The 17,868-nt window shown below is 66.1% G+C and carries 16 protein-coding genes and 2 tRNA genes; 6 read left to right on the plus strand and 12 right to left on the minus strand.

Annotated features, from left to right (window positions below; all coding sequences use genetic code 11):
* Positions 1–100: 100 nt before the first annotated feature.
* Positions 101–2,299, plus strand: coding sequence for an RNA degradosome polyphosphate kinase (locus tag GAA2_RS15990; RefSeq protein ID WP_006434796.1), 2,199 nt, complete (start codon positions 101–103; stop codon positions 2,297–2,299).
* Between the two features lie 40 nt (positions 2,300–2,339).
* Positions 2,340–3,263: an NUDIX hydrolase gene (locus tag GAA2_RS15995; protein WP_024500518.1), complete on the plus strand. Its 924-nt coding sequence runs from the start codon at positions 2,340–2,342 to the stop codon at positions 3,261–3,263.
* 85 nt (positions 3,264–3,348) lie between these two features.
* Here GAA2_RS15995 and GAA2_RS16000 read toward each other — a convergent pair whose 3' ends face one another.
* From GAA2_RS16000 to leuC, 3 genes are all read right to left on the minus strand, one after another.
* Positions 3,349–3,969, minus strand: a complete 621-nt coding sequence (locus tag GAA2_RS16000; protein ID WP_024500519.1) for an HU family DNA-binding protein — start codon at positions 3,967–3,969, stop codon at positions 3,349–3,351.
* A gap of 184 nt (positions 3,970–4,153) precedes the next feature.
* Positions 4,154–4,747: a 3-isopropylmalate dehydratase small subunit gene (gene leuD, locus GAA2_RS16005; protein ID WP_006434793.1), complete on the minus strand. Its 594-nt coding sequence runs from the start codon at positions 4,745–4,747 to the stop codon at positions 4,154–4,156.
* Between the two features lie 49 nt (positions 4,748–4,796).
* Entirely contained in the window at positions 4,797–6,233 is a 1,437-nt protein-coding gene (gene leuC / locus GAA2_RS16010; protein WP_096274211.1) for a 3-isopropylmalate dehydratase large subunit, read from the minus strand.
* 95 nt (positions 6,234–6,328) lie between these two features.
* On the opposite strand from leuC, the gene GAA2_RS16015 reads away from it, so the two are divergent.
* Both GAA2_RS16015 and GAA2_RS16020 read left to right on the plus strand, forming a co-directional pair.
* Positions 6,329–7,063, plus strand: coding sequence for an IclR family transcriptional regulator (locus GAA2_RS16015; RefSeq protein WP_006434791.1), 735 nt, complete (start codon positions 6,329–6,331; stop codon positions 7,061–7,063).
* A gap of 66 nt (positions 7,064–7,129) precedes the next feature.
* Positions 7,130–7,627, plus strand: coding sequence for a PPOX class F420-dependent oxidoreductase (locus tag GAA2_RS16020; RefSeq protein WP_024500520.1), 498 nt, complete (start codon positions 7,130–7,132; stop codon positions 7,625–7,627).
* A 127-nt stretch (positions 7,628–7,754) separates the two neighbouring features.
* Here the strand turns inward: GAA2_RS16020 and GAA2_RS16025 are convergent.
* From GAA2_RS16025 to GAA2_RS16045, 5 genes are all read right to left on the minus strand, one after another.
* A tRNA-Glu gene (locus GAA2_RS16025) sits at positions 7,755–7,827 on the minus strand.
* A gap of 54 nt (positions 7,828–7,881) precedes the next feature.
* A tRNA-Gln gene (locus GAA2_RS16030) sits at positions 7,882–7,953 on the minus strand.
* Positions 7,954–8,039: 86 nt separating this feature from the next.
* Positions 8,040–9,518, minus strand: coding sequence for a glutamate--tRNA ligase (gltX, locus tag GAA2_RS16035; protein WP_006434790.1), 1,479 nt, complete (start codon positions 9,516–9,518; stop codon positions 8,040–8,042).
* Between the two features lie 44 nt (positions 9,519–9,562).
* Positions 9,563–10,387 (minus strand): alpha/beta fold hydrolase, encoded by an 825-nt coding sequence (locus GAA2_RS16040; protein WP_159405881.1) that lies wholly within the window; start codon positions 10,385–10,387, stop codon positions 9,563–9,565.
* Positions 10,384–11,157 (minus strand): fumarylacetoacetate hydrolase family protein, encoded by a 774-nt coding sequence (locus tag GAA2_RS16045; RefSeq protein WP_006434788.1) that lies wholly within the window; start codon positions 11,155–11,157, stop codon positions 10,384–10,386. The genes GAA2_RS16040 and GAA2_RS16045 overlap by 4 nt, the downstream gene beginning before the upstream one ends.
* 138 nt (positions 11,158–11,295) lie before the next feature.
* On the opposite strand from GAA2_RS16045, the gene GAA2_RS16050 reads away from it, so the two are divergent.
* Positions 11,296–12,534: an MFS transporter gene (locus tag GAA2_RS16050; protein WP_223121894.1), complete on the plus strand. Its 1,239-nt coding sequence runs from the start codon at positions 11,296–11,298 to the stop codon at positions 12,532–12,534.
* A gap of 99 nt (positions 12,535–12,633) precedes the next feature.
* Here the strand turns inward: GAA2_RS16050 and GAA2_RS16055 are convergent, their stop codons facing one another.
* Positions 12,634–13,644, minus strand: a complete 1,011-nt coding sequence (locus GAA2_RS16055; RefSeq protein ID WP_159405879.1) for a 3-isopropylmalate dehydrogenase — start codon at positions 13,642–13,644, stop codon at positions 12,634–12,636.
* Positions 13,641–15,236, minus strand: coding sequence for a phosphoglycerate dehydrogenase (serA, locus tag GAA2_RS16060; protein ID WP_159405878.1), 1,596 nt, complete (start codon positions 15,234–15,236; stop codon positions 13,641–13,643). The genes GAA2_RS16055 and serA overlap by 4 nt, the downstream gene beginning before the upstream one ends.
* Positions 15,237–15,568: 332 nt before the next feature.
* On the opposite strand from serA, the gene GAA2_RS16065 reads away from it, so the two are divergent.
* Positions 15,569–16,234, plus strand: a complete 666-nt coding sequence (locus tag GAA2_RS16065) for a trypsin-like peptidase domain-containing protein (RefSeq protein WP_006434784.1) — start codon at positions 15,569–15,571, stop codon at positions 16,232–16,234.
* Positions 16,235–16,352: 118 nt separating this feature from the next.
* Here GAA2_RS16065 and GAA2_RS16070 read toward each other — a convergent pair whose 3' ends face one another.
* Entirely contained in the window at positions 16,353–17,255 is a 903-nt protein-coding gene (locus GAA2_RS16070) for a DDE-type integrase/transposase/recombinase (protein WP_232513020.1), read from the minus strand.
* 119 nt (positions 17,256–17,374) lie between these two features.
* On the minus strand, positions 17,375–17,842 hold the full coding sequence (locus GAA2_RS16075) for a hypothetical protein (protein ID WP_096273810.1): 468 nt from the start codon (positions 17,840–17,842) through the stop codon (positions 17,375–17,377).
* Between the last annotated feature and the right edge of the window lie 26 nt (positions 17,843–17,868).

Below are 17,868 nucleotides of genomic sequence, written 5' to 3' on the forward strand. Positions count from 1 at the left end.
CGCTTGTCGTGTGACGGCGACAGGGACATCGTGCCGTGGACGACGGGGTTCACGGGTCCTGCTCATGCCACGGGCTCCGAGTATGGGTCATCATTGATGGGTGAGCCCTGCCGACGACACCTCATCGACGACCGCCACGGTCACGACCACGCCGATCCCCAATGCCCCGCCGGCCGCAACGCTCGTCCCCGACGAGTCCGCGGACCTGCCCGAGGATCGGTATCTCAACCGAGAATTGAGTTGGCTCGACTTCAACTCCCGGGTGCTGGCACTCGCCGAGGACACCTCGCTGCCGTTGCTCGAACGCGCGAAGTTTCTCGCCATCTTCGCCTCCAACCTCGATGAGTTCTTCATGGTCCGGGTCGCGGGCCTCAAACGCCGCGACGAGACGGGCCTGTCGGTCCGATCGGCAGACGGACTCTCCCCGCGGGAGCAGCTGATGCGCATCGCCGGGCGGACCCAGAGCATCGCCGACCGTCACGCCCGCGTCTTCCTCGACTCGGTCCGACCGGCATTGGCCGACAACGACATCTATGTCGTGTCCTGGTCACAGCTCACCGATGACCAGCGTGCCCGGATGGTCGACTACTTCCAGGACGAGGTCTTCCCCGTCCTCACCCCGCTCGCGGTCGACCCGGCTCACCCGTTCCCCTACATCAGTGGCCTGTCGCTGAATCTCGCGGTGACCGTCAAGGACATCAACGAGAGCGGCGAGCACTTCGCCCGAGTGAAGGTCCCGGACAACGTGAACCGCTTCATCCGGGTCGATCAGCTCGCGCCCTACCGCGGCCCGGACGACGGGACGCACACGAAGAGCGCGGTGTTCCTGCCGATGGAACATCTCATCGCGGCCAATCTCGGCACGTTGTTCCCGGGCATGGAAGTAGTTGAACATCATGCCTTCCGGATCACCCGAAACGCCGATTTCGAGGTCGAGGAGGACCGCGACGAGGACCTCCTGCAGGCCCTCGAGCGTGAACTCGCCCGACGCCGGTTCGGTTCACCGGTGCGTCTCGAGGTGGCCGACGACATGAGCGAGCACATGCTCGAGCTGTTGCTGCGCGAGCTCGACGTCAACCCGGCCGATGTCATCCAGGTGCCCGGTCTGCTCGATCTGTCATCGCTTTTCGAGATCTACGACCTGGATCGGCCGCATCTGAAGGATCGTCCGTTCGTGCCGGCCACCCACCCGGCGTTCGGCGAGCGCGAGACACCCAAGAGTGTCTTCTCGACGTTGCGCGAGGGCGACGTCCTCGTTCATCACCCGTACGATTCGTTCTCCACGAGCGTGCAACGGTTCATCGAACAGGCGGCGGCCGACCCACAGGTTCTCGCGATCAAGCAGACCCTCTACCGCACCTCGGGTGATTCCCCGATCGTCAATGCGCTCATCGATGCCGCCGAGGCGGGCAAACAGGTCGTGGCGCTGGTGGAGATCAAGGCACGCTTCGACGAGCAGGCCAACATCAAGTGGGCGCGCAAACTCGAGCAGGCCGGTGTCCACGTCGTCTATGGACTGGTGGGGCTCAAGACGCACTGCAAGACATGTCTGGTGGTCCGCCGCGAGGGCTCGACGATCAAGCGCTACTGCCACATCGGTACCGGCAACTACAACCCGAAGACCGCGCGGCTGTACGAGGACGTGGGCCTGCTCACCGCCGCCCCCGACATCGGCGCGGACCTGACGGACCTGTTCAACACACTGACCGGGTATTCACGCAAGAAGGAGTACCGCAACATCCTCGTTGCCCCCCAGGGCATCCGGGCGGGCATCATCGAGCGCATCCACCGCGAGATCGAACTCTTCCGCGCGGGCGACGACCGCGCTCGCGTGCAGCTCAAGGCCAATGCGTTGGTCGACGAGCAGGTGATCGACGCGCTGTACCGGGCCTCGCAGGAAGGGGTCCCGGTCGATGTCGTGGTCCGCGGGATCAGCGCTCTGCGTCCGGGGATTGCCGGCGTCAGCGACAACATCCACGTCCGGTCGATCCTCGGCCAGTTCCTCGAACATTCCCGCATCCTGCATTTCGGTGCCCAGAACGAGTATTGGATCGGCAGCGCCGACATGATGCATCGCAACCTGGATCGTCGGATCGAGGTGATGGTGAACGTGCGCGACAAGCGCCTCGCCGGTGAACTCGGCGACATCTTCGCCTCGGCGCTCGACCCGCGCACGCGATGCTGGGTCCTGCAGACCGACGGCAGTTGGGTGGCCTCCCCTGCCGCGGGCGAGGAGGTCCGCGACCATCAGCGACAGATGATGCGCCGCAATCGTCGTCGGCCGGAGATCAATTCGTGACCGGCTCCGCCTTGACGCCGCATCCGGGCAGCGATTCCCGATGACGAAGACGGTGCCTCGGAAAAGTGTGTGGGCCGCCGGCGCCGTCGTCTGGCGGCCGGGTACGTCGGGCTCCACCGCTCCGGAAGACCTGGAGATCGCCGTTGTCCATCGGCCGCGCTACGACGACTGGACCATCCCCAAGGGGAGGGGTGAGCCGGGCGAGACCCTCGTCGACACCGCGGTCCGTGAGATCGCCGAGGAGACGGGGCAACACGTCGTCCTCGGACGGCACCTCGGCGATGTTCACTATGACCTCGGGTCGGGGCGCAAGCATGTGCGCTACTGGTCCGCGCGAGGCGACAACGGTGCGTTCACCCCCGACGACGAGGTCGACGAATTACGCTGGCTCACGGTCGAGAAAGCGCGAAAGACGCTGAGCTATGACCTGGATCGCGAAATTCTGCGCGAGTTCACGCGACTGCCGGCCGATCTGCACACGTTGCTGCTGGTGCGCCACGCCAAGGCGGGGCGGCGCTCTGTTTACAAAGGTGACGACCGCCTCCGCCCGCTCGACGCCCTCGGTCGCACCCAGGCAGCGGCGCTCGTCCCGCTGCTGCTGGCCTTCGGTGCGCAACGGATCCACTCCGCGGATCGAGTGCGCTGTGAGCAGACACTGGAGCCGCTACGCTCCCGTCTCGGTGTCGAGTCCTGCAGCGAGCCGGACCTCTCCGAGGAGGTTTATCGCGCGGATCCGACCGCGGCACAACGCCGAATCCGGGAGCTGGCGTCCGAAATGCCGGACACCCTGGCGGTGTGCAGTCAGGGCAAGGTGATCCCACCGCTGATGGACTGGTGGGCCGAGCGCGACGGCATCACCCTGCCGAAGGCCTCGAACCGCAAGGGCAGCGTGTGGGTGTGCTCGCTCCACGACGGCCGGCTCGTGGCGGCCGATCACATCGCGAGTCCGCTTCCGTCCGACTGAGAGTCCCTCCGAACACAGATCAACCCCTGGTGGGGAAGTCACCAGGGGTTGATCTGAAAAGCGGTGTGCCCTACCGGGCCGGTCTTCAGCGGCGCGTCGACTTCTTGGCCGGAGCCTTCTTCGCCGCGGCCTTCTTGGCCGGAGCCTTCTTGGCTGCGGTCTTCTTGGCCGGAGCAGCCTTCTTGGCCGGAGCGGCCTTCTTCGCCGCGGTCGTGGTCTTCTTGGCCGGCGCGGTCTTCTTGGCCGCCGTGGTCTTCTTTGCCGCGGTGGTCTTCTTGGCCGCCGTGGTCTTGGCCGGAGCCTTCTTCGCCGCGGTCTTCTTGGCCGGAGCAGCCTTCTTGGCCGCGGTCTTCTTGGCCGGAGCAGCCTTCTTGGCCGCCGTGGTGCCGCTGCCGCGCTTCACAGCCGGACCGGTGGCGGCGAGCTTCTGCTTGCCGGCCACGACGGCCTTGAACTGAGCACCCGGACGGAACGCGGGAACCGAAGTAGCACGGACCTTCACGGTCTCGCCGGTGCGCGGATTGCGAGCGACGCGCGGCGCACGCTTCCGCTTCTCGAAAACACCGAAGCCGGTGATCGTCACGCTCTCGCCCTTGTTGACCGCGCGAACGATCGTGTCGACGACGAGCTCGACGGCTTCAGTCGCAGTCTTGCGATCCGCGTCGAGCTTCTTGGTCAGCTCATCAATGAGCTCCGCCTTGTTCATGAGTACCTCCGCAAGCTGATCTGACCGGTTTTCGGCCAGCTACCCACACACGGTAAACGTCGAATTTGAAAACGTCCATCTTCCACGCCAATTAGGACGCCGTGTTGCGAAATCGCATAGCAGCTCACAGGGTCTCCGCGTCGCGGGACCGGACCGTCCGCGCGGCCTCGAGAGGGGTCTCCGGTCAGTCCGCGAGAGTCCTCGGTTTGAACGACGGACGCTTCGACTCGTACTCGGAAATCGCGTCTACCTGCCGCAACGTCAATCCGATGTCGTCGAGACCCTCAATCAGGCGCCACCTGGTGTAGTCATCAATTGCCAACGGCACCACGAGGTCTCCTGCCGTGACGCTCTTATCGACAAGGCTCACCGTGATTTCCATCCCGGGGCTCTCCTCGAGTCGCTTCCACAGCAACTCGACGTCGGACTGTTCGACCTGGGCGGCGACCAGTCCGGCCTTGCCGGCGTTCCCGCGGAAGATGTCGGCGAACCGGGACGAGATCACCACGCGGAACCCGAAATCGGACAGCGCCCATACCGCGTGCTCGCGCGAGGAGCCGGTGCCGAAGTCCGGCCCGGCGACCAGAACGGAGCCGTTGCTCCACGGCTCGTTGTTGAGGATGAAGCCCGGGTCGGTGCGCCACCCGGCGAAGAGACCGTCCTCAAAGCCAGTGCGGGTCACCCGCTTCAGGTATTCGGCCGGGATGATCTGGTCGGTGTCGACGTTGCTGCGGCGCAGCGGGACGCCAATGCCCGTGTGTTCGGTGAACGGCTGCATGATGAAAGTCCCTGTTCGGAAGTTGTCTGGAATGTGGTCTGGGGGTTACTCAACCGAGATCGGCCGGAGCGGACAGCGTCCCGCGGATCGCGGTGGCGGCCGCGACGGCCGGTGACACCAGGTGGGTGCGTCCGCCCTTGCCCTGCCGCCCTTCGAAATTGCGGTTCGACGTCGAGGCGCACCGCTCACCGGGCGCAAGCTGATCCGGGTTCATCCCCAGACACATCGAGCATCCGGCCTGTCGCCATTCGGCGCCGGCGTTCAGGAAGACCTCCCCGAGGCCCTCTTCCTCGGCCTGGGCGCGCACGCGCATCGAACCGGGCACGATGAGCATCCGCATGCCGTCGGCGATCTTGCGGCCCTTGAGGATGTCGGCGACCGCGCGCAGGTCCTCGATGCGACCGTTGGTGCACGATCCGACGAACACCGTGTCGACCTTGATGTCACGCAACGGCGTACCCGGCTGGAGATCCATGTACTCGAGGGCCTTCGACGCGGCGCTCGATGCGACCTCGTCACCGAAGTCGGCGGGGTCCGGGACGGTCGCTCCCAACGGCGCACCCTGCCCCGGGTTGGTCCCCCAGGTGACGAACGGGGTCAACTCGCCGGCGTCGATGTGGACCTCGGCGTCGAAGACGGCGTCGTCGTCGGTGCGCAGGCTGTCCCAATACTCAACAGCCGCATCCCATTCGGCACCCTTCGGAGCGTGCGGACGACCCTTGAGGAACTCGTAGGTGACCTCGTCGGGAGCGATCATGCCGGCGCGGGCGCCCGCTTCGATCGACATGTTGCACACGGTCATCCGCGCTTCCATCGACAGGTTGCGGATCGCCTCGCCGCGGTACTCGAGGACGTAGCCCTGTCCACCGCCGGTGCCGATCTTCGCGATGATCGCCAGGATCAGATCCTTGGCCGTGACGCCGGGGGGCAGGCGGCCGTCGACGTTGATCGCCATCGTCTTGAACGGGCGCAGCGAAAGGGTCTGCGTCGCGAGGACGTGCTCCACCTCGCTGGTGCCGATCCCCATGGCGATCGCACCGAAAGCACCGTGGGTGGCCGTGTGGCTGTCACCGCACACCACGGTCATTCCGGGCTGGGTCAGACCCAGCTGCGGACCGACCACGTGCACGATGCCCTGTTCGGCGTCTCCCATCGGGTGCAGCCGGATACCGAACTCCTCGCAGTTCTTGCGAAGGGTCTCGACCTGCGTGCGCGACACCGGATCGGCGATCGGCTTGTCGATGTCGACCGTCGGGACGTTGTGATCCTCGGTGGCGATCGTCAGGTCGGGGCGTCGCACGGGGCGACCCGCCAGTCGGAGGCCGTCGAAGGCCTGCGGACTGGTGACCTCGTGGACGAGATGCAGGTCGATGTAGATCAGGTCCGGATTGTTGTTTCCGGACGCATCGGCCTCACCGGGCACGACAACGTGGTCGCGCCAGACCTTCTCGGCAAGAGTTAGCGGCTGGGCTGGGCTGTTGCTCATGGCTGCACTCGATATCTTCTCGGGTTCGGCGGACGGTGCGCGCTCAGCTCGCGCTGAAACGTGCATCTCACTATTTGGACAGCTAGTATCGTCCTATGGGACAGGATAGCGCATCCGCGGTCAGCAGCGGAATCGGCGTACTCGACAAATCCGTGGCGGTACTCCACGCCATCGCCGAGGCCCCGTGCAATCTCTCGGAGTTGTGTGGGCGCACCGGACTCCCGCGCGCCACCGCACACCGGCTCGCGGTCGGCCTCGAGACCCATCGCTTCCTCGCACGAGACATCACCGGACGCTGGCAACCGGGGCCGGCACTGGGCGAACTCGCCGCCTCCGCCCATGATCCCGTGACCGAGTCCGCGTTGATGGTCCTTCCCCGACTCCGTGACATCACCGGCGAATCCGTCCAGGTCTACCGCCGCGAAGGTGCCGAACGCGTGTGCGTGGCCGCGATGGAACCGCCTACCGGCCTGCGCGACACCGTGCCCGTCGGAACACGGTTCCCGATGAGCGCCGGCTCCGCAGCCAAGGTCCTGCTCGCCTGGGCCGACCCGGCGACGCAGCGCGCGCTGCTGCACGACAGCGTGTTCAGCGAGCGAGCCCTGCACGAGATCCGACGCCGCGGCTGGGCCCAGAGTGCCGGCGAGCGCGCGGCGGGCGTGGCGAGCGTCTCGGCGCCCGTGCGCGACGGCAACGGTGACGTCGTCGCCGCGATCTCGGTCTCCGGCCCCATCGACCGCATGGGCCGTCGGCCGGGCGCCCGCTGGGCCGCCGATCTCCTCGCCGCCGCCGATGCGATCCACAAGCGGCTGCAGACCTCCCGCGCCTGACCCGCCGCCGCAGGCGTTCCCGGCGTGACCGTTCCGCGCAGCGGACGGGTCGGATAGCTTCGTCACATGGGAGTCAACCAACGCAACCAGATCGTCATGTCCGACGCCGAGATCGAGGAATTCGTCGCGCGCAGCCGCACGGCCACCCTCGCCACCACGGGCCCCGACGGTGGCATCCACCTCGTCGCCATGTGGTACGGGGTCATCGACGGCGAGATCTGGTTCGAGACGAAGTCGAAGTCGCAGAAGGCGGTCAACCTCCGCCGCAACAACCGCTGCACGGTGATGATCGAGGACGGCGACACCTACGACACGCTGCGGGGCGTGAGCTTCGAGGGGACCGCCGAGATCCTCGACGACCCCGACTCCTGCCTGAAGGTCGGGATCAGCGTCTGGGAGCGCTACACGGCGCCCTACACCGAGGAATCGCGCCCCTTCGTCGAGCAGATGATGCACAAGCGTGTGGCCGTCCGTCTGGTGCCCACACGCACCCGTTCGTGGGATCACCGCAAACTCGGTATCCCGGAGATGCCGGCGTCGGGAAGCACCGCCCAGTTCCTGTGAATCCGCCCACCCGATAGGCGGATCCCCCTCGCCCGTGTCGCGATGTGATCATCGCAACACGGGCGAGATCGTCTGCACCACAAAGAAAAACACCCTCCCGCTGCGATGCAGAGGGAGGGTGTTTCTGTAGCCCCGACGGGATTCGAACCCGCGCTACCGCCTTGAGAGGGCGGCGTCCTAGGCCGCTAGACGACGGGGCCTTGGAACTTTGTTGCGATCAAGACCCTAGCACGGTCTCGAACTCATTCAGTTCGCTGGGGTACCAGGACTCGAACCTAGAATGGCTGAACCAGAATCAGCTGTGTTGCCAATTACACCATACCCCACGGACTTCCCTTTTCCCTGAGGAAAAGTGCCGAGAAAGACAATAGCAAAGGGTTACCGGAAGTCCACAAACGTGCAGTTCAGAGGCCTATTTCGCAGCGATCTCACGAGCCGCGGCCAGACGGGCGAGGGTCTTGTCGCGACCGAGGATCTCCATCGACTCGAAGAGCGGCGGACTCACCTGCGAACCGGTGACGGCGACGCGCACCGGACCGAACGCCTTACGTGGCTTGAGCTCCATACCGTCGACCAGAGCCGCGTTGAGGGCGTCCTGCAGCTCCTGGGTGGTCCAGGACGTCAACGGCTCGATGGCGGCGATGGCGGCGTCGAGAACGGCCACTGCGTCGGCTCCCAGGTTCTTGCTCGCGGCCTTCTCGTCGATCGTGAACTCGTCGTCGGACACGTAGACGAACTTGATGAGGTCCCAGGCGTCGGCGAGTACCTGGATGCGCGTCTGCACGAGTTCGGCGAGTGCGGCGAATCTCACATCGTCGACCGGCTCCGACAGGTGTCCGTGACCGATCAGGAACTCCTTGAGGCGCGCAGTGAAGTCATCGGTCTCGAGCCGGCGGATGTGCTCGGCGTTGATCGCGTCGGCCTTCTTCTGATCGAAGCGCGCCGGATTCGAGTTCACCTGCCGCACATCGAAAGCGGCGATCATCTCGTCGAGTGAGAAGACATCGGTGTCGCTGGAGTAGCCCCAGCCGAGCAGCGCGAGGTAGTTGAGCAGGCCTTCCGGGATGAATCCACGGTCGCGGTGATGGAAGAGGTTCGACTGCGGGTCGCGCTTGGACAGCTTCTTATTGCCCTCGCCCATCACGAACGGGAGATGGCCGAACTCCGGGACGAACTCTGCGACACCGATGCGGATGAGTGCCTCGTACAGCGCGAGCTGACGCGGCGTCGACGAGAGGAGATCTTCGCCACGCAGCACGTGGGTGATCTTCATCATGGCGTCGTCCACGGGATTGACCAGCGTGTACAGCGGGTCGCCCGACGCACGCGTCAGCGCGAAGTCCGGAACGGTGCCCGCCTTGATCGTCGTCGTACCGCGGACCAGGTCGTCCCAGGAGAGATCGGTGTCCGGCATCCGCAGGCGCACAACCGGTTTGCGGCCTTCGGCGCGGTAGGCCGCGCGCTGTTCGTCGGTGAGGTCGCGATCGAAGTTGTCGTAGCCCAACTTGGGATCACGTCCGGCCGCCTTGTGACGCGCCTCGACCTCCTCGGGGGTGGAGAACGCCTCGTAGGCCTCCCCTGCCTCGAGAAGGCGTGCGACGACGCCGGCGTGGATGTCACGACGCTCCGACTGACGGTAGGGACCGTAGGGTCCACCGACCTCGGGTCCCTCGTCCCAGTCCATTCCGAGCCACCGCAGGGCATCGAGGATGGCCAGGTAGGACTCCTCGCTGTCACGGGAGGAGTCGGTGTCCTCGATGCGGAACACGAAGGTTCCACCGTCATGACGCGCCTGGGCGAAGTTGAACAGCGCGGTCCGTACGAGTCCGACATGGGGTGTACCGGTCGGCGACGGACAGAATCGGACTCGTACGGCTTCACTACTGGTCATGACCGTCAGGGTATCGAAACCCCGTCGAGCCCTGACCGGCGCGTTCAGTCCCGGAAACGCCCGCAGAAGTCGACGAGGACGCGGTTCACCTCGGCCGGTTGTTCGAGATAGCCGAAATGCCCGGCACGTTCGATCTGTACGTACTCCGCACCCGGGATCGCCTCGGCCACCTCACGCGCGAGGTGGGGCGGCAACGTGCGATCGTCGGCGAACCCGACGACGAGTGTCGGGCGCGTGATGTTGCGATACGCTGAGAGTCGGTCCGACTCCTTGTTGTGGAGCTCGAGCTGAGCGCGCACCCCCGGGGTCACCGTCTGCGGCGAGAACCCGATGATGTCGAGCCAGTCCCGTGCGGAGCGGTCGTCGTCGAGCGTGTGCGGCGACAGGTTCAGATGAGCCGTGATCGCGGCCTCGTACTCCGGCGGCAGCTTGATCTTGTTGTCGTAGAGCGCACGCTCACCGGCCGAGATCGCTTCCTGCAGTGGCGTGTTGCGGCCGTAGGTGGCGATCAGAACAGCGGCCTTGACGACGTCGGGCCGCGCCAGGGCGAGTTCTTGGGTGATCCGGGCGCCCAACGAGGTTCCCACGACGATCGCCGGACCACGGCCGAGATGTTCGATCAGCGCGGCGGTGTCGGCCACCATGTCATCCAGGCCGAAACCCTCGGGACATTCCGATGACGGGGCGATGCCACGGTTGTCGAACGTGACGACGGTGTAGCCGGCCTTCACCAGTGCCGGTTCCTGATTGGCCTTCCACACGCGACCGGGACTGCCCGTGCCCATGACCATCACGACCAGCGGGCCGCTCCCGGCCACGCTGTAGGAGATGTCGATGCCGTTGACGCGTGCCGTATTGGGAGCTGTCATGCCTTGTCCACCACCGGGTTCGAGAGCGTGCCGATTCCGTTGACGGTCACCGAGACCCGCTGTCCGGCAACCATGGGTCCCACACCCTCGGGCGTGCCCGTGAGAATCACGTCGCCGGGGAGCAGGGTCATGATCCGTGTGATCCACTCGACGATCTCGCCGATGTCGTGCAGCATCAACGAGGTCCGCGTCCGCTGCTTGACCTCACCGTCGAGTTCGGTGACGAGTTCGACGTCGGAAGGGTCGAAGGAGGTCTCGATCCAGGGACCGAGCGGACAGAAGGTGTCGTAGCTCTTCCCGCGCGTCCACTGTCCATCGATCTTCTGCTGATCCCGGGCGGTCACGTCGTTGGCGATCGTGTAGCCGAGGATGACGTCCTTGGCCTGTGCGGCCTTGACATCCTTGCAGGGCCGGCCGATGACGACGGCGAGCTCACCTTCGTAGTCCACGCGTTCCGACGACGGCGGACGCACGATCGGGACCTCGGGTCCGATGATCGAGGTGTTCGGCTTGATGAAGATCACCGGGTCCGCGGGCGCCTCACCACCCATCTCGGCCGCGTGGGCGGCGTAGTTCTTGCCGATGCAGATCACCTTGCTGGCCAGGATCGGGGCCAGCACACGGACGTCGGCCATTTTCCAGGAACGTCCCGTGAACGTCGGGGTGCCGAACGGATGCTCGGCGATCTCCTTGGCGACGGCGTCGTCGCCCTCCCCTTCGACGGACACGAAAGCCACTCCGTCGGGACTCGCAATTCGACCTAAGCGCATGTCCAGACCCTATCGCACCGACCGATCCCATCCGTTGGGAGCCGAGTTGGCGGACCCGGCCAGCGGTTTTAGAATGTGAACAGTTTGTTCCATATTCTGAGATTCAGACGATGCGAATCCGCGTGTGCAACGAGAGAGGTGAGTTTCATGGATGACGCCAGAGTCATTTCCGACACCAGACGGTGGGTCATCCTCGGTTGTTCACTTCTCGCCGCGCTGACCACCACCTGCGTCGTCAGCGGCATCGCATATCTGATTCCCTCACTGCACACCGACGCCGGACTCACCCTGACCGAGGCGTCGACCCTGGCCGCCATTCCCACGATCGGCCTCACCACCGCGACCATCCTGTGGGGAATCCTGCTGGACCGCTATGGCGAACGCCGGATCCTGGCGATCTCCCTGTCGATCTCGCTGGCCGGCGCCACCGGCGCGGCCGTGGCCGCGGCCGTCGACGCGTCGTATGTCGTCGTCGGTGCGGCTCTCCTGGTGGGCGGGATCGGTTCCGGTGCCGCCAACGGGGCCAGCGGCCGAATCGTGGTGGGCTGGTTCCCCGCTCATCAACGTGGCACCGCGATGGGCATCCGCCAGATGGCGCAACCCCTGGGCATCGGCGTGTGCGCATTGACGATGCCGGTCGTCGCTGCGACCCAGGGACCCGCTGCGGCGCTGGCGATCCCGGCCGTGATCACGGCCGCGGGGCTGCTGGCCGTGCTCGTCGGGATCAGCGACCCGCCGCGGCGTGCGGCCCCGAGCGGAACCGGCGATGTTCCGGCCACCCGTCCAAACCCGTACCGCGGCAATTCGTTCCTCGCGCGCGTCCACGCCGTCAGCATGCTGCTCGTCATCCCGCAGTCGATGATGTGGACCTTCGTGCCCACCTGGCTGATCGTCGCGCACGACTGGTCACCGGCCGCTGCGGGCTTGCTGATCACCGTGACCCAGGTGATCGGCGCGTTCGGCCGGATCGCCGCGGGCCGATGGTCGGACGCGTGGCTGTCACGGATGCGCCCCGTTCGCATCATCGCCGTGACCGGGGTTGCCTCGATGTGCGCTCTCGCACTGGCGGATTGGTTCGACAGCCCGGTCGCTCCCGCGCTGATGGCGGTGGCGAGCATCATCTCGGTTGCCGACAACGGGCTGGCGTTCACCGCCATCGCCGAGTTCGCGGGTCCCGACTGGAGCGGGCGCGGACTCGCGGTACAGAACACCGGCCAGTTCCTGGTCACCGCCGCGACCACGCCCGTACTGGGTGCGCTGATCGCCGCTGCCGGTTTCCCGGCTGCATTCGCGGTCACCGCGCTCGCACCGCTGGTCGCCGCCGCCCTGGTCCCCAATGATCAGGATCTGCGGGTCGAGGAACTGGCCGAGGTCTGACCCGCCCCGCAAACACGGCGGATACAGATCATCCCACCACCCGGGTCGGGTGGTGGGATGATCTGTATCCGGTGGATCTGTGGCGATCCGCCAAACGTCTCAGCTGAGCCGTTGGCGGATGCGCTTGCCGACCTCGCTGGTGTTCACCGGTCCGCTGCGTTCGGCAAGGTCATCGGCGACGGCCTTCTCGATCCGTGCCGCGGCGTCGTTCTCGCCGAGATGCCGGAGAAGCAGCGCCGTCGACAGGATCGCCGCGGTCGGATCGGCCTTGCCCTGGCCGGCGATGTCGGGTGCCGAGCCGTGAACCGGTTCGAACATCGACGGATTCGCGCCGGTGGCATCGATGTTGCCCGACGCCGCGAGTCCGATGCCACCGCTGACGGCAGCCGCGATGTCGGTGATGATGTCGCCGAACAGGTTGTCGGTGACGATCACGTCGAAGCGGCCCGGATCGGTGACCAGGTAGATGGTCGCCGCGTCCACGTGGCAGTAATCGGTGGTGACGTCGGGGAATTCGGCGCCGATCTCCTCGACCGCGCGGCTCCACAACGATCCGGCGAAGCCGAGCACGTTGGTCTTGTGGACCAGGGTGAGCTTCTTACGACGCTGCTGCGCGCGCTGGAACGCGTTGCGCACCACACGTTCTACGCCGAAGCGGGTGTTGACGCTGACCTCCGTCGCCACCTCGTGCGGGGTGCCGACGCGGATCGCGCCGCCGTTGCCGGTGTAGGGCCCCTCGGTGCCTTCACGGACCACGACGAAGTCGATCTCCGGGTCGCCCGCCAGCGGCGAGGACACACCCGGGAACCGGCGCGACGGGCGCAGGTTCACATGGTGGTCCAGGGCGAAGCGCATGGTGAGCAAGAGACCGCGCTCGAGGATTCCGGGCGGCACCGACGGATCGCCGATGGCTCCCAACAGGATTGCGTCGTGACGACGCAGCGACTCGAGGTCGGCCTCGGTGAGGAGTTCACCGTTGCGGTGGTAGCGGCGAGCGCCGAGATCGAACTCGGTGGTGCTCACCGACGGGACGACGGACTCGAGGACGCCGAGCGCCTCCCCGATGACCTCAGGGCCGATGCCGTCGCCGGCGATGACGGCGAGCTTCACGACAGATCCACCTGGACGATCAGGGTGGCGCCCACGGCCGCACCGATGGCCTCGACGACCTCGTCGGCCAAGACGCTGCTCACGCGCAGCATCATGGTGGCGCCTCCACCCTCGACGTCCTGCGACAGGCCAGCCGCGAGGATGTCGACGCCGGCATCGCCGAGCAGGGTGCCGATCTTGCCGAGCGAACCGGGACGGTCGGCGTAGCTCACGATCAGGTTGTGGCCCTCGGCGCGGAGGTCGAAGTTGCGTCCGTTGATGTTGACGATCTTCTCGACGAGACGCGGCTCGGTGAGCGTGCCGGAGACGTTGTGGATCGAACCGTCGGCGAAGACGGCCTTGACGTCGACGACGCTGCGGTGGTTCGGGCTCTCCGGAGCGGTGGTCACCTCGCTGGTGACACCACGGCTCTCGGCGACGGCCGGGGCGTTGACGAAGGTGACCGGCTCGTCGAGGACGGCCGAGAACAGACCGCGCAGAGCAGAGAGTCCGAGCACCTCGACGTTCTTGGCGGCCAGTTCGCCGCGGACGTCGACGACCAGCGAGGTCGGCGGCTCCTTGCTGATGGCGCCGACGAGGACACCGGCCTTGCGGGCGACCTCGAGCCACGGTGCGACCTCTTCGTCGATGGCGCCGCCGGTGATGTTGACGGCGTCGGGCACGAAGTGACCGGCCAGGGCGAGACGCACGCTCTTGGCGACGTCGGTGCCGGCACGGTCCTGGGCCTCGCTGGTGGAGGCGCCGAGGTGCGGGGTCACGACGACCTGCGGGAGGTCGAACAGGGGCGAGTCGGTGCAGGGCTCGGTGGCGAAGACGTCGAGGCCGGCGGCGCGGACCTGACCGGAGTTGATGGCGTCGGCCAGTGCCTGCTCGTCGATCAGACCACCGCGGGCGGCGTTGACGATGACGACACCCTTCTTGGTGCGGGCGAGCTGCTCGGCGCCGATGAGGCCGAGGGTCTCCGGGGTCTTCGGCAGGTGCACGGTGATGAAGTCGGCGCGCTCGAGGAGCTCGTCGAGGCTGACCAGCTCGATGCCGAGCTGAGCGGCGCGGGCCGGCGACACGTAGGGGTCGTAGGCGATGATGTGGGTCTCGAAGGCGGCCAGACGGGCGGCGACCAGTTGGCCGATGCGTCCGAGACCGACGACGCCGACGGTCTTGTCGAAGATCTCGACACCGTTGAACGCCGAACGCTTCCAGGTCTTCTCACGCAGGGTGGCGTCAGCGGCCGGGATCTGGCGCGACGCCGACATCAGCAGCGCGATCGCGTGCTCGGCAGCGGTGTGGATGTTGGAGGTCGGCGCGTTGACGACCATGACACCGCGAGCGGTGGCGGCGGGGACGTCGACGTTGTCCAGACCGACACCGGCACGCGCGATGATCTTCAGCTTCTTGCCGGCGTCCAGGACCTCGGCGTCGACAGTCGTCGCGGAACGCACGAGGATGGCGTCGGCGTCGACGACGGCCTCGAGCAGCTTGGGACGGTCCGGGCCGTCGACCCACCGCACCTCGACACCGTCACCGAGTGCTTCCACGGTGGACGGCGCCAGTTTGTCGGCGATGAGTACAACCGGGCGGCCAGCAGAGCTCACAGTCTTTTCTCCAGGTTCGGGGCAGGTGCGATTTCTCACCTTTGGCGGGACGGAGCGTCGGAGACTCTCCGTACCACAGCTTAAAGGTCTGGTCGATGGCTCAGAACAGGCGGTCTACCCCAAAAGAGGAGTCGCCTCCGTGCGGCTGGGTAGAGTGTGACGAGCATTACGACACGCTGTTGCCTGCATCACGGAAGGGTTGCAAACCGACCGCGGGTCGATCCCACGCAGGAGCGAACGACGGTGGCTCCCGGTACGGTGTGTTTGACCGCCTGCCGCGATGAGTTGCGGCAGGCGTTTCGGCGCATTGCGAAATCAGAAGTGGAGAGCGGATGACGAAGAAGCTGACGGCACTGTTGGCGGTTTTGGCTGCGACGGTGCTGGCCGGCTGGGGAGCGGGCGTCGCGGTCGCGGCCCCGGCGAAGATCTTCCTCGGGGGCGGCTCAGGAATCCTGGTTCTCAAAGGTGGGAACTCGGCTGCGGCCTGCACCTTGACGACGATCGGCCGCTCGAAGACCGGCAAACTGATCGGCATCACCGCGGGCCACTGTGGCAACCCCGGCCAGAAGGTCTATTCGGAGACCTTCCAGGACCGTGGACAGGCCGGCACCATCACCTACTCGGCCTCCGACCTTGACATGGCGATCATCGAGATGGACGCCTCGCGCGTGGTGCCGCTCCGGACCGTCCGTGGCGTGACGATCCGATCGGTCGACACCCGGCCTATCGGCTTCCCCACCATTGCCTGCAAGGAAGGCCGCACCACCGGCAACACCTGCGGCATCGCCTGGTTCTCCGACGGCGACGTCCATCTGAGCCAGCTGTGCGTGATCGAGGGCGACTCCGGTAGCCCGGTCGTCGTCGGCGACCGCCTCGTCGGCATGGTGAACGCCTACTACTTCCTCGGCTGCTTCGGCCCGGAGACCGGTACGAACATCAAACCGATCCTCGACCGGGTGGCCTCGCTTCCCGACTACAAGGGATACCGCGTCGCCTGACGTCTGATCGAACTTCCCTCGCGACGCCCCGGGTTACCACCCGGGGCGTCGCGCTTTCCCTGGGCCTTACGCAAAGCCACCCTTTTTCGGCATTTCCACCACCTCGCGGCGGAATTTCTCAACCTGTCTGAGACAGGACTTGGTTGGTTGTTCTTCTGTGGTTGATCCCGACGGTGGTCGGGATTTCCGGGGCCCGGGGTGGGCGCCGGAAGCGTTGCGGGTGGGCCAGGTAGTGGCGGTTGAGCAGTGTTTGGCGGTGCTGCCGCTGCTGGGTGGCAGTACCGTCGAACACCGAGGCCGGGGTGTGCCAGGCCAACCCGCTGTGGCGATGCTCGTCGGCATAGGTGGCGAGGAAGGTGGCGGTCCAGGCGCGGGCGTGGTCGATGTGGTCGAACCGGTCGGGACACTGCAGGTCGTATTTGATGGTCTTGAACAGCGATTCGGAGAACGGGTTGTCGTCACTGACTCGGGGCCGGGAGAACGAGGCTTCGATCTTGGCAGCCTGCAGGGCGTCGAGCAGATCGCGTGAGCGCATGATCGCCCCGTTGTCGGCGTGGAGCACCTGCGGGGCGCCGTAGCGGGTGAAGGCGGCGGCGAACATGTCGACTGCCAGGGCGGTGTCCTCGACGTGCTCGATGCGCCAGGCGACCGGGTAGCGGGAGAACACATCGATCACCAGGTACAGCTTGTAGCGCTGGCGGGATGGTCCTTTGAGTTCGGTGACATCCCAGGACCACAACTGCCCCGGCGCCGTCGCTACCGCTTTGGGCGCCGGGCGTGCGCACCCGCCGCCGTGCCTGCCTTTGCGGCGATCACCGGTCATCTGTTCGGCTTTGGCAATGCGGTAGAAACTGCTCTGCGAACACGGCACCCGACCGGCATCGAAAGCCCGCCAATAGGTTTGGCACACTGACAGCTCGGCGTATTGCTCGTCTTCGAGTACCGCTCGTGCCTGGGCACGCTCACCGGCAGTCAATGCCGCCGGCTGTTGGCGGGCGTGCTGCGGGACCGGATCGGTCACCGGTGTGTAGTGCCGATACCGGCGAGTGAGGCGATAAAACGTTGCCCGCGGCAATCCCGCCCACACACATGCCGCCGCGATCGTCATCCCAGCTGCGGCCAACGCGATGACCGTCTCGACTAGGACAGTCCTTTGCGGTGCAGCCACTGCTGGTACTGTTCGGCGCTCATCAACGCCGGTGGGATCTGCTCCTCCTCGCTCGTCGAGCTCGCGGTGATCCCGTCCATGAGCTCGATAGCTTTTCCCATGATCTCTTGAATGGCTTCGGCCTGTTCGACCTTCTTACGTAGCCGTTGGTTCTCAGCGCGTAACCGCGCCAACTCGGCTCGTTCCTGAGCATCCACCCGGCGCGATCCTTTCGACTTGAGTGCTGCCGACACCATCGACACCTCAAAGTCTCCCCGATCACGGGCGTGCAACCAGCCCCGCACCGTGGCCCGCGACAGAGCATGCTCGCGCAGCAACCGGGCACGGCCACCGCGCTCCAGCGTCGCCGCATCCCACAACTGCAAAAACTCGACCTTGAAACCAAGCGGGTAAGACCGCTGCCCATTCGGGGTTCGGCCGACCTCGACACTGATAGTCATCACACATTCCGATCCCCGCACACCCC

Source organism: Gordonia ajococcus (assembly GCF_012974285.1).
GTDB lineage: Bacteria > Actinomycetota > Actinomycetes > Mycobacteriales > Mycobacteriaceae > Gordonia > Gordonia amicalis.